This is a genomic window from Streptomyces sp. NPDC048258 (assembly GCF_043201995.1).
Lineage (GTDB): Bacteria > Actinomycetota > Actinomycetes > Streptomycetales > Streptomycetaceae > Streptomyces.
In genome coordinates this window covers 59,707-71,403 of the sequence record NZ_JBICZH010000027.1, presented here as the reverse complement: position 1 = coordinate 71,403, position 11,697 = coordinate 59,707, and the positions used below count along the sequence as shown (strand labels likewise).

At 72.0% G+C, this 11,697-nt stretch carries 13 protein-coding genes and 1 pseudogene; 13 read left to right on the top strand and 1 reads right to left on the bottom strand.

The features are described from left to right. The 10 genes from ACGFYQ_RS37280 to ACGFYQ_RS37235 form a co-directional block, all read left to right on the top strand. Positions 1-95 (top strand): adenosylhomocysteinase (locus ACGFYQ_RS37280; RefSeq protein WP_362402195.1); only part of this gene is annotated, 95 nt, incomplete at its 5' end. Position 96: 1 nt separating this feature from the next. After that, positions 97-1,389, top strand: coding sequence for an MFS transporter (locus ACGFYQ_RS37275; RefSeq protein WP_393750998.1), 1,293 nt, complete (start codon positions 97-99; stop codon positions 1,387-1,389). Beyond that, on the top strand, positions 1,386-1,583 hold the full coding sequence (locus tag ACGFYQ_RS37270; RefSeq protein ID WP_393750996.1) for a DUF6059 family protein: 198 nt from the start codon (positions 1,386-1,388) through the stop codon (positions 1,581-1,583). The genes ACGFYQ_RS37275 and ACGFYQ_RS37270 overlap by 4 nt, the downstream gene beginning before the upstream one ends. A 72-nt stretch (positions 1,584-1,655) precedes the next feature. Continuing rightward, the gene (locus ACGFYQ_RS37265; RefSeq protein ID WP_393750994.1) at positions 1,656-3,230 is read left to right on the top strand and encodes an acyl-CoA carboxylase subunit beta; all 1,575 of its coding nucleotides are present in this window, start codon (positions 1,656-1,658) and stop codon (positions 3,228-3,230) included. A gap of 19 nt (positions 3,231-3,249) precedes the next feature. Next, the gene (locus ACGFYQ_RS37260) at positions 3,250-3,450 is read left to right on the top strand and encodes an acyl-CoA carboxylase subunit epsilon (RefSeq protein ID WP_393750992.1); all 201 of its coding nucleotides are present in this window, start codon (positions 3,250-3,252) and stop codon (positions 3,448-3,450) included. Positions 3,451-3,554: 104 nt separating this feature from the next. Then, positions 3,555-3,923 carry a hypothetical protein gene (locus ACGFYQ_RS37255; RefSeq protein WP_328930710.1) on the top strand — a complete coding sequence of 123 codons (369 nt, stop codon included), beginning with the start codon at positions 3,555-3,557 and terminating at the stop codon, positions 3,921-3,923. 58 nt (positions 3,924-3,981) lie between these two features. Then, complete coding sequence (locus ACGFYQ_RS37250; protein WP_393750990.1) at positions 3,982-5,421, top strand: FAD-binding oxidoreductase; 1,440 nt, start codon at positions 3,982-3,984, stop codon at positions 5,419-5,421. A 7-nt stretch (positions 5,422-5,428) separates the two neighbouring features. Further along, positions 5,429-5,632 (top strand): ferredoxin, encoded by a 204-nt coding sequence (locus ACGFYQ_RS37245; protein WP_393750988.1) that lies wholly within the window; start codon positions 5,429-5,431, stop codon positions 5,630-5,632. A 122-nt stretch (positions 5,633-5,754) separates the two neighbouring features. Further along, positions 5,755-6,717 carry a GNAT family N-acetyltransferase gene (locus tag ACGFYQ_RS37240; protein WP_393750986.1) on the top strand — a complete coding sequence of 321 codons (963 nt, stop codon included), beginning with the start codon at positions 5,755-5,757 and terminating at the stop codon, positions 6,715-6,717. A gap of 81 nt (positions 6,718-6,798) precedes the next feature. Beyond that, the gene (locus tag ACGFYQ_RS37235) at positions 6,799-8,412 is read left to right on the top strand and encodes an FAD-dependent oxidoreductase (protein WP_393750984.1); all 1,614 of its coding nucleotides are present in this window, start codon (positions 6,799-6,801) and stop codon (positions 8,410-8,412) included. Between the two features lie 18 nt (positions 8,413-8,430). Here ACGFYQ_RS37235 and ACGFYQ_RS37230 read toward each other — a convergent pair whose 3' ends face one another. Continuing rightward, on the bottom strand, positions 8,431-8,952 hold the full coding sequence (locus tag ACGFYQ_RS37230) for a MarR family winged helix-turn-helix transcriptional regulator (protein ID WP_393750982.1): 522 nt from the start codon (positions 8,950-8,952) through the stop codon (positions 8,431-8,433). Positions 8,953-9,075: 123 nt separating this feature from the next. Here ACGFYQ_RS37230 and ACGFYQ_RS37225 point away from each other — a divergent pair, with 123 nt between their 5' ends. From ACGFYQ_RS37225 to ACGFYQ_RS37215, 3 genes and pseudogenes are all read left to right on the top strand, one after another. Then, the gene (locus ACGFYQ_RS37225; protein ID WP_393750980.1) at positions 9,076-10,611 is read left to right on the top strand and encodes an FAD-dependent monooxygenase; all 1,536 of its coding nucleotides are present in this window, start codon (positions 9,076-9,078) and stop codon (positions 10,609-10,611) included. Between the two features lie 27 nt (positions 10,612-10,638). After that, positions 10,639-11,439: pseudogene (locus tag ACGFYQ_RS37220) on the top strand (zinc-binding alcohol dehydrogenase family protein); the annotation flags it as partial. A 74-nt stretch (positions 11,440-11,513) separates the two neighbouring features. Further along, on the top strand, positions 11,514-11,690 hold the full coding sequence (locus ACGFYQ_RS37215) for a zinc-binding dehydrogenase (RefSeq protein WP_393751000.1): 177 nt from the start codon (positions 11,514-11,516) through the stop codon (positions 11,688-11,690). The last annotated feature ends 7 nt before the right edge of the window (positions 11,691-11,697 follow it).

Sequence of the window (11,697 nt, the reverse complement as noted above, 5' to 3'; positions counted from 1 at the left end):
TCGGCGTCAGGCTGACCACGCTCCGCCCGGAGCAGGCCGACTACATCGGCGTCCCCGTCGAGGGCCCGTACAAGCCGGACCACTACCGCTACTGACGTGTTCCAGTCCCTGTCCGTACGCAACTTCAGGCTCTTCGCCACCGGTCAGCTGCTGTCCGTGATGTGCACCTGGATGATGTTCGTCGCCCAGGACTGGCTGGTGCTGTCGCTCAGCGGCGACTCGGCCACCGCCCTCGGGCTCGTCACGGCCGTGCAGTTCACCCCGACGCTGCTCCTGACCCTGTACGGGGGACGACTCGCCGACCGGTACGACAAGCGCAGGCTGCTGATCCTCGCGAACCTCGCGGCCGGGCTGCTCGCCCTGCTCCTCGCCCTCGTGGTGCTGGCAGGGCGGGCGAGCCTGCCGGTCATCCTCGTCTTCGCCGGCTCCCTGGGCGCCGTGTCCGCCGTCGAGTCGCCCACCCGGATGTCCTTCGTCAGCGAGCTGGTCGGCAGCGAGCTGCTGCCCAACGCCTCCGCGCTCAGCGCCGCGTACTTCAACACCGCGCGCATCCTCGGCCCCGCCCTCGCCGGGCTCCTGATCAGCGGATCCGACTCCACCGGGCCGGTGATGCTGCTCAACGCGCTCAGCTACCTCGCCACCGTCGCCAGCCTGATGATGATGCGCACGAAGGAGCTGCAGCGCACCGGGGCCGCCCCGGGCGACGCCCGGATCGCCGACGCACTGCGCTACATCAGGGGCAGACCCGACCTCGTCATGCCGCTCGGCCTCGTCGCCGCCGTCGGCATGTTCGGCTTCAACTTCGCGCTCACCCTGCCGCTGCTCGCCAAGACCGTCTTCCACTCCGGATCGGCGAGCTTCGGACTGCTGACCACCGCCATGGCGGCCGGCTCCCTGCTCGGCGCCTTCGCCGGCACCGCCCGCCGCGGCAGGCCAGGCCCCGGACTGGTCATCGGCGCCGCCCTCGCCTTCGGAGTCCTGGAGACCGCCAGCGGCCTCGCGCCCAGCTACGCCCTGGCGATCCCGCTGCTGGCGGCCACCGGGTTCGCCACCATCTCCTTCGCCCAGGCCGCCAACCACCGCATCCAGCTCGGCAGCGACCCGCGCTACCGAGGCCGCGTGCTGGCCCTCTACACCATGATCCTTCAGGGGTCCACCCCGCTCGGCGCCCTGCTCGTCGGATGGCTCTGCGAGCGCTACGGGGCACGCTCCGGCATGTACACGGGCGGCCTGGTCACCGTGGCCGCGGCCCTCACGGCCCTGTACGCGCACCGGCGCACCCGAGACCGGTCCTCAAGCGGACTTCCACGGGACGTCGAGGGCGCCGGGCGAGGGTTGGCTGGTTCCGATGTGCGTTCCCGGCCCACAGAACGGAGGCCGCGCGTATGAGGCCGCACCGAGTGCTCCACGCCGTCTACAAGATGCTGGTCGCGGCGGGCAGCATCTGGGTCTGGTTCCCGCCGGAGGAGACGAGCGCCCCCCAGGGGCCGCCTCCCCGGCACCCGGAGAGGCTCCGCCCGGATCTCCCGTTCGACGAGACCGAGGCGGCCCTGTTCCGGCAGTTGATGGGCCTGTGGCAGTGAACCCCGGCCACACCCCGCCGGCCAGCCGCCCCGTCGTACCCGAAGACCTCCCCACAGTCCCGGAGGAAACCCGTGAGCATCACTGACGCCGCACCGGCCCGCATCCAGGACCGTGCCGCGGAACTGGCCGGCATCAAGGCCCAGGCCGTGGCCGGGCCCGACCCCGAGGCCACCGAACGGCAGCACGCCAAGGGCAAGCTGACAGCGCGGGAGCGCATCGAGCTGCTGCTCGACGAGGGCTCGTTCCACGAGATCGAGGCCCTGCGCCGGCACCGGGCCACCGGATTCGGGCTGGAGGACAAGAAGCCCTACACCGACGGGGTCGTCACGGGCTGGGGCACGGTCCACGGGCGGACCGTCTTCGTGTACGCGCACGACTTCCGCATCTTCGGCGGCGCCCTCGGCGAGGCCCACGCGCAGAAGATCCACAAGGTGATGGACCTCGCGCAGTCCGCCGGCGCCCCCCTGGTCAGCCTCAACGACGGCGCGGGAGCCCGTATCCAGGAGGGCGTCACCGCCCTCGCCGGCTACGGCGGCATCTTCCAGCGCAACACCCGCGCCTCGGGCGTCATCCCGCAGATCTCCGTGATGCTGGGCCCGTGCGCCGGCGGCGCCGCGTACTCCCCGGCCCTCACCGACTTCGTGTTCATGGTCCGCGAGACCTCGCAGATGTTCATCACCGGCCCGGACGTGGTCCGCGCGGTGACCGGCGAGGAGATCACCCAGAACGGCCTCGGCGGCGCGGACGTCCACGCGGCGGTCTCGGGTGTGGCGGCCTTCGCGTACGACGACGAGGAGAGCTGCCTCGCGGACGTACGGTTCCTGCTGTCGCTGCTGCCCTCCAACAACCGCGAGACCGCCCCCCGCGAGGAGACCGACGACCCCGCCGACCGGCGCACCGACGCCCTCGCCGACCTCGTCCCGGCCAACCCCAACCAGGCCTACGACATCCGCAAGGTCATCGAGGAGATCGTCGACGACGGCGAGTACTTCGAGACCCAGCCGGCCTGGGCGCAGAACGTCGTGTGCGCGCTGGCCCGCTTCGACGGCCACGTCACCGGGATCGTCGCGAACCAGCCCGCCGCGATGGCCGGGGTCCTCGACATCCACGCGAGCGAGAAGGCCGCCCGCTTCGTGCAGTTCTGCGACGCGTTCAGCATCCCGCTGGTCACCCTCGTCGACGTGCCCGGCTTCCTGCCCGGCGTCGACCAGGAGCACAACGGCATCATCCGGCACGGCGCGAAGCTGCTGTACGCGTACTGCAACGCCACCGTCCCGCGGATCCAGCTGATCCTGCGCAAGGCCTACGGCGGCGCGTACATCGTCATGGACTCGCGCTCCATCGGCGCCGACGTCTCCCTCGCCTGGCCCACGAACGAGATCGCGGTGATGGGCGCGGAGGGCGCGGCCAACGTCATCTTCCGGCGGGAGATCGCGGCGGCCGAGGACCCGGACGCCGAGCGGGCGCAGAAGATCAAGGAGTACCAGACCGAGCTGATGCACCCCTATTACGCCGCCGAGCGCGGCCTGGTGGACGACGTCATCGACCCGGCCGAGACCCGCTCCGCGCTCATCGGCTCGCTCGCGATGCTCCGCTCCAAGTACGCCGACATCCCGTCCCGCAAGCACGGCAACCCGCCGGTGTGAGCCGCGAGGAGGCAGACGCATGACCACCACCTGGAAGATCACCGGCGGCAACCCCTCCGCGGAGGAGACCGCCGCCCTCACCGCCGTCCTGACCTCCCTGCTTTCCCGGCGGGCCGCCGCCGCGCAGGCGCCGGCCGCGGGCACCCGGGTGCCCGACAGCGGCTGGCACCGCACCCACCGCAACCCGCACGCCTGCGCCGGGATGTGGCGCGGCAGATGACCGCCCCCGCCCGCTGAAGGGCCGTTCAAGTACGGCTCCAGTCCGGAGCGGCACCGTATCGACGGCACACCACGCAAACCGAAACCCATGTCAGGAGAATCGCCATGACCGACGCGAGGCTGGTCGGAACCTGGACCACGGAGCTGGAGGACGACGGTAAGTCCGTGTTCGGACTGGCGTCCTTCACCGGTGACGGCGGCGTCACCTGCTACCAGGTCAACGCCAAGAACATCGGCCTGGGCAACTGGGAGTCCACCGGACCGGACTCCTTCCACTACAACTTCCACATCCTCGCCGTCAGCCCCGAGGGCGAGCACGTCGGCGAGGCGCACGTCTTCGTCACCGGCGAGTTCGTCTCCGACGACGAGTGGGTCGGCACCGGCGGCGCCAACTTCTACTCGCCCAAGGGCGACCTGCTGCGCGGCCACGAGGGCTCCAAGGTCAGCGCCCGCAAGTTCGGCATCGACAAGTAGCCGGACGGCCGACGCGTCTCGTACCCCGGACCGGGAATCACGGAGGAAAAGAACCCCCATGCTGCGCGACGAACTCAAGGGTGAGCTGGTTCTCCCGTCCGATCCGGGGTACCGGCTCGCCAGGCAACTGCAGAACACCGAGTACGACTCGGTGAGCCCGTACGCCGTCGCCTACTGCGAGTCCCCCGAGGACGTCCTCGCCTGCGTACGGCACGCCCAGGACAGCGGTGTGCAGGCCCACGTGCGCGGATCCGGCCACAGTTTCAACGGCTGGTCCACCGGCACGGGCCTGGTCATCGACCTGTCCCGGATGAACCACGCCGTCGCCGACGGCCCCGCCGTGCGCATCGGCGCCGGCGTGCAGTCGCTCGACGCGCTCGACGTCCTGGGGGCCCAGGGCCGCCAGATCGTCACCGGCACCTTCCCCACCGTCAGCCAGGGCGGCTTCCTGACCGGCGGCGGACTGGGCTGGCAGACCCGCAAGTTCGGCGTCGCCAGCGACCGGATCATCTCCGCCCGGGTCGTCCTCGCCGACGGGCGGACCGTCCGCGCGTCCGCGGACGAGCACCCCGACCTGTACTGGGCGCTGCGCGGCGGCGGCGGCGGGACCTTCGGCATCGTCACCGAGTTCGAGCTGCGCCCCGTCGACGCCCCGCTGCTGACCGCCTTCGAGACCCTGTGGTCCTACGAGGACGCCCCCGCCGTCCTGGCCGCCTGGCAGGCCTGGGCCGCCGCGGCCTCCGAGGACCTCGGCACCTCCCTGGTCGTACTGCCCGGCATGTTCGGCCCCGGCGGCAAGCCCGTCGTCAAGATCTGGGGCGTGCACCACGGGGCGCCCGAGGAACTGGAGCGGGCCCTCGACGAGCTCACCGAGGCGGCCGACGCCAAGCCCGTGCACCGCGAGGTCGGCGCGCCCGGAGCGTACGCCGCGGTCATGCACGAGGCGCTGTGCGGATCCAAGACCGTCCAGCAGTGCCACCGCACCGGCACCCACCCGGACGCGATCGGCCACCGCCACCCGTACACCCGCCAGGCCTACCGGCTCACCGGACGGCCCGTCACCCGCGCCGAGGCCGAGGACCTGCTGCGGGCCTGGAACCCGGACCTCGACAACGAGCGCTACCTGCTGTGCATCGCGCTCGGCGGCGCGGCCAACCGGATCGGCCGCACCGAGACCGCGTACGTCCACCGCGACGCTCAGTTCCTGACGGGCTTCCAGATCGCCACGCGCGACGAGGAGTCGGCGGCCCGGGGCCCGGTCGAACTCGACGAGTGGGCCGACCGGTGCGGCGCGGCCCTCGCCCCGCTGGCCACCGGCTCGTACATCAACTTCCCCAGCTCGCGGGTGGCGGCGGACTGGGAGGGCGACCACTACGGGGAGAACGCCCCCCGGCTGCGCGACATCAAGCGGGCCTACGACCCCGACGGCTTCTTCCGGCACGGGCAGAGCATCGGCGCAGACCGCGACGGCGCCCATCAGACGACGAAGGCAGGTTGAGGCCGCCGTGCGCATCTCGATCGATTCCGACCGGTGCATCGGCTCCGCCCAGTGCGTCGTCTCCGTTCCCTCGGTGTTCGACCAGGACGAGGACGGCTTGTCCGTCGTCATCGCCGGCCGTGAGGACGGCGCCGGCCAGCCGATGGTGCGCGAGGCCGTACGGGCCTGCCCCGTGCAGGCCATCACGATCACGGAGACGCACGAGGCGTGAAAGCGTGCCGGCCGGGCCCCGGCGGCCCGGCCGGCCTCCGCAGCTCGGGCACGGACGGTGCGGCGTCCGTGCCCGAGCTCTTCTCGAAGGAACCTCTAGCGCCGTCGTGAACGATGGACGGCATGGACATCCGCAGCCTCGACGGCGACGACCCGGCGACCATCACCCTCCTCGTTCCGGGCTTCCAGGAGACGATGAGTCTCGAACTGCCCTCCGACCCCCCGGTGTCGGAGGCCCTGCTCGCCCGGCTGCTGCAACGCCGGCACGGCGCCGACCGGATCGTCCTGGCCGCCTTCGACGGTGACACGCCCGTCGGCGTGACCAAGCTCGGCCTCGACCTCGGCGACCCGGCCGGACCCGGCCACGGCTCGCTGTGGGTCTTCCCGTCCTTCCGCCGCCGCGGCGCGGGCACCGCCCTGGTCGACGCCGCCCGCGCCGAACTGCGCGCCCGCGGCCGCGGCCACCTGATGGTCGACGCCCCGCACACCCCCGCCGCCGAGGCCTTCGCCTCCGGCTGCGGCGCCGAACTGCGCGGCACCAACCTGCGCAACCGCCTCTTCCTCAAGGGCCCGGCCGCCGCCGGACTCGACGAGCTCGCCGCCCGCGCGGTACCCGGCCACCACCTCGTGCACTGGACCGACCGCTGCCCCGACGAGCTCGTCGGCTCCTACGCCCGCGCCTGGGGCACCCTGGACGCCCCCGTCAACGGCCAGGCGCAGGTGCGCACCCCCACCGCCGACGACGTCCGCGCGCGCGAGGCCGAGGCGGAGCGGGCCGGGCACCGCCAGCACGTGACCGCCGCGGTCGACGCCGCGACCGGCGACGTCGTGGGATACGCCACCGTCTTCGTCCGCGACAGCCCGATGGCCGACGCCGGGGAGACCCTCGTCCTCGCCGACCGGCGCCGCCGGGGCCTGGGCACCTGGCTCAAGGCGGACCTGCTGGCCCGTACCGCCCGCGAGAACGGGCAGGTCGCCCTCGTCCAGGCCTGGAACGACGTGCGCAACGACGCCGTCGTCGCCCTCAACCGCCGCCTCGGGTTCACGGCGGACAGCTCCTGGTCGACGTACCGCGTCAAGGCCTGAGAACCCGAGCGGAGTTCGAGTTCAGGTCCACCGGCCGCTGCCACGATCCGCACAGACCGGTATCCGCGAGAGGGGTTCTTTGTGAGTAAGAGCGGCACGCATGTACTGATCGTCGGTGGCAGCCTCGTCGGCCTCTCCACCGCGGTGTTCCTCGCCCATCACAACGTGCCCTGCACCCTGGTCGAGCGGCACCCCAGCACCTCCATCCACCCGCGCGCGGTCGGCTACTACCCCCGTACGGCCGAGATCCTGGGCACCGTGGGGGTCGAGGCGGCCGCCAAGGCGGCCGCGTCCGGCTTCGAGAAGCACAAGACCCGCGCGGGTGTGGTCTCGCTGGCCGGCGAGGTCCTCTTCAGCAAGGAGGAACTGGAGGGCGGCGACGAGCTCGCGGACCTGACCCCCTCCAAGCTGCTGCTGCTGCCGCAGGACCGGCTGGAGCCGATCCTGCGCGCCCGGGCCGAGAAGCTCGGCGCCGACCTGCGGTTCAGCACGGAACTGGTCTCCTTCACGCAGGACGAGGGCGGTGTCACGGCCGTCGTCAAGGACGCGGAGGGCGCCGAGACCACCCTGACCGCCGACTACCTGGTGGCCGCCGACGGGCCGCGCAGCACCGTACGGGAGTCGCTGGGCCTGGCGCGCGAAGGCCGCGGCGTGCTCTCCCGGCACGTCAGCATCGCGTTCGGCGCCGACTTCGGCGCGGTCCTCGGGGACCGCCGCTACAGCGTCGTCCACGTCAAGAACGACACGGTCACCGGCATCCTGGTGCACGACGACACCCTCACCGAGGGCACCCTGATCGTCGGCTACGACCCCGACAAGGGCGAGGGCCTCGACGACTTCACCGACGCCCGCTGCGCCGAGCTGGTCTCCGCCGCGATCGGCTCGGACGAGGTCGAGGTCACCGTCCGCTCCCGCTTCCCGTGGGACATGGCCGAACTCGTCACCAGGACCTTCGTCCAGGGCCGGGTCCTGATCGCGGGCGACGCCGCCCACCAGATCCCGCCCACCGGCGGCTACGGGGCCAACACCGGCATCGCCGACGCCTTCAACCTGGCCTGGAAGCTGGCCCTGGTGACCAAGGGCGCCGCGGGCACCGCCCTGCTCGACACCTACCAGGAAGAGCGTTGGCCGGTCGGCACCTACACCGCGCGGCAGGGCTCGCTCCAGCTCGCCCTGCGCTCGGGCACCGCGACGGACGAGGAGAAGGCCGCCACCGACGACGCGATGACCGTGACGATGGGCCAGGCCTACCCCTCCGGCGCCTTCATCACCGAGGCCGGCGTGGAGCGGCCGCCGCTCACCTCCGACCCGCGCACCCTGCGCGGCGAGCCCGGCACCCGCGCTCCGTACGTGGTGCTGGAGCGTGACGGCGCGCCGCTGTCCACGCTGGAGCTGTTCGGCACCGGTTTCGTCCTGCTGGCCGGGGCGGACGGCGGCTCCTGGGCCGACGCGGCCGGAGCGGCCGCCACGGCGCTCGGCGTCGACCTCGCCTTCCACCGCATCGCGCCGGCCGCCGACGGCGGGGCGCTGGCGGACCCGGAAGGCCGCTGGGCCGCCGCCTACGGCGTGGCCGCCTCGGGCGCCGTCCTGGTGCGACCGGACGGAATCGTCGCGTGGCGCACCCCGGCCGTGATCCCCGCCGGTGAGCAGGGCGCGGCGCTGACGGCGGCGCTGCGCCGGATCCTGGCGCGCTGAGCGATGAGGGACTGGCGGTTATCCGTCGGCCCGGGTGTCGCGCATCTCGGCGACCGAGTCGACGTACTTGATCAGCAGGCGGGCGAACTGCAGGCGCTCGTCGTCGGGCCACTCCCGGGTGATGAACTCGAAAGCGGCCCGCTGGTGGCGGCGGAACGCCGCCAGCATCGCCAGTCCCTCGTCCGACATCTGCAGGATCGTCCGGCGTCCGTCCTGCTGGGACGCGGCGCGGACCAGGTAGCCGGCGGAGATGCAGTCGGTGACCATGCGGCTGGCCACCGAGGGGTCCACCGCCAGCCGCTCGGCGACGACTCCGACGGTGATCTCCTGCCCGTCGTGCTCCGGTCCCTCTTCCACGATGTTGAGCACCAGCGTCCGGGTCATGTCCTTGCGGGACACCGGCCTTTCCGCGTTCAGCGCGGAAGCGCGGCGCAGCCGCGAGAAGGCCGGGCCGACCGCGTCCAGCGGATCCGCGGAGGCCAGCGGGCCCTGCGCGGAGCGGGGCTGCGCGGTCTTCTGCCTCGTGGTCGAAGTCTCCATGACGAACATCCTAGGCCCGGCGATCGAGGACAGTCGGCATGTGTATGCTGACAATCGATTGCGTGTCTACACGCATATAATTTCACCCCGTGGCAACACCCTCTCTCCCCTGGAAGGACCGCAATGCCGGACACCAAGGACTTCGACTTCGACGTCCTCATCGTCGGCGGAGGGCCGGTGGGCATGCTGCTCGCCTCCGAACTCCGCATCGCCCGTGCCAAGGCCGTCGTGCTGGAGCGCCTCACCGAGCGGACTCCCCATTCCAAGGCCTTCGGGCTGCACGCCCGTTCGCTGGAATCGCTCGACCGCCGCGGCCTGGCCGAGCGTTTCCGCGAGGGCGCCCACTCGTGGAGCAACGGCCACTTCGCCGGTCTCGACGTCTGGGTCGACTTCTCCCTGCTCGACAGCGCGCACAACTACGCGCTGCTCTCCGAGCAGACCCGCACCGAACGCCTCCTGGAGGAGCGCGCGCTGGAACTCGGCTCCGAGATCCGCCGGGGCCACGAGGTGACCGCCGTCCGCCAGGACGAGGACGGCGCCGAGGTCGACGTCACCGGCCCCGAGGGCTCCTACACCCTGCGCGGCCGCTACGTCGTCGGCACCGACGGCGGCCGCAGCCTGGTCCGCAAGTCCGCGGGCATCGGCTTCCCCGGCACCGGCGGCCGCGTCACCGCGCGCCTGGCCGACGTCGTCCTCGCCGACCGCGAGAAGGCGCCGATGGGCATGGAGCGCACCGAGCGCGGCCTGCTCTTCTGCGTCCCGCTCGACGACACGTACCACCGCGTCGCGACCTTCGACTTCGAGCAGGGCAAGGAGGCGGGCTCCGAGCTGACGCTGGAGGAGTTCACCGACAGCCTGCGCGAGATCTGGGGCGACGACCTCGGTGCGAGCGAGCCGCGCTGGCTGTCCTGGTTCACCGACTCCGCCTGCCAGGCCGAGCGCTACCGCGAGGGGCGCATCCTGCTGGCCGGCGACGCCGCGCACACCCACTTCCCCGTCGGTGGCCAGGGCGTCAACCTCGGTCTGCAGGACGCCCTCAACCTCGGCTGGAAGCTCGCCGCGACGATCAACGGGTGGGGCTCCGAAGGCCTGCTCGACACGTACGACAAGGAGCGCCAGGAGCCGGCCCGCAAGGTGCTGGCCAACACCCGCGCCCAGATCGCGCTGATGAACCCCGACCCCTACGTCACCCAGCTGCGCGAGCTCTTCCAGGAGCTGATGACCAAGGACGAGGTCAACCGCCACATCGCCGAGATGCTCAGTGGTGTCCGGGTCCGCTACGACATCGAGGGTCCCGGGCACCGGCTGCTCGGCGACTTCGCCCGCGACCTGACGCTGAAGACCGAGGAAGGCGTCGAGACCCTCCCGAAGTACCTGCGCCGGGGCAACTTCGCGCTGCTCGACCTCGCCGGCCGCCCGGAGATCTCCGAGGTGTACCAGGAGTGGGCCGCGCCGCTGAAGTGGGCCGGCCGCGTCGGCCACGTCGTCGCCGAGTGCGCGGAGGAGCCGGAGCTCGCCGGTGTGCTCGTCCGCCCCGACGGCTATGTCGTCTGGGCCGCGGACAAGAGCGCCTCGGCCACCGAGATCGCCGAGGGGCTGCGTGCGGCCCTGGAGACCTGGGCCGGGGTCACCGACCCGACCCGCGCCGTCTTCCAGTAGCGGCTCGGAGAATCACCGGCCTATTTAATGTGGACTCGCAATCAAATGCATGACAACATACATAAGAGCGGGTCCACAGAACCACGGTTGGGAGACATCATGCGGATCATCCGCCACTACGAGCACGGCGCTCCGTCGGTGCTGCGCCTCGAAGAGGCGGAGAAGCCGCAGCCCGGTCCGGGTCAGGTCCTGATCCGCGCCGAGGCCATCGGCGTCACCTTCGCCGAGGTCCAGCGCCGCCAGGGCATCCCGATCGGCGGCCACGCCGGTCTGCCCGGCGCCCCCGGCGGGGACGTCGCCGGCACGATCGAGGCCGTCGGCGAAGGCGTCACCGGCCTCGCCGTCGGCGACCGTGTCGTCGGCGACATCGACCACAGCGCCTACGCGGACCACGTCGTCGCCGACGCCGGCTGGCTCATCAAGATCCCGCAGGACCTCGACGCCGCCGCCGCGACCCTCCTGCCGAGCCCCGCCCAGACCGCGTACCACGCGATCAAGGAGGCCGGCCGCCTCCGGCCCGGCCAGACGATCGTGATCGACGCGGCCTCCGGGGGCGTCGGCCACCTCGCCGTGCAGATCGCCAAGGCCCTCGGCGCCGGCAAGGTCATCGCGACCGCCGGCACCCAGGCCAAGCTGGACTTCGTCCGCGAGCTCGGTGCCGACGTCACCGTCAACTACAGCGACGAGGACTGGGTCGACCAGGTCCTCGCCGCCACCGACGGCCGCGGCGCCGACGTGGTCCTCGAAACCGTCGGCGGCGACGTCCTGCTGAAGTCCCTGGGCATCACCGCCCAGTTCGGCACCCTCGTCTTCTACGGCTCGGCCTCCGGCGACATCCCGTCGCTCCCCACCCTGGCCCTGTCCCGCATGAAGAACGTCGCGGGCTTCAGCCCCTCTACGCCATGCTCCACAACAAGCAGGAGGCGGTGGCCGAAGGCCTGCGCCACCTGCTCGAGCTCATCGGCTCCGGCCAGGTCAAGCCGGTCGTCCACGAGCGCCTGCCGCTCGCGGAGGCCGCCAAGGCCCACGAGCTCCTGGAAGCGCGTGCCCAGCTCGGCAAGGTCGTCCTCGTTCCCTGAGGCCCTG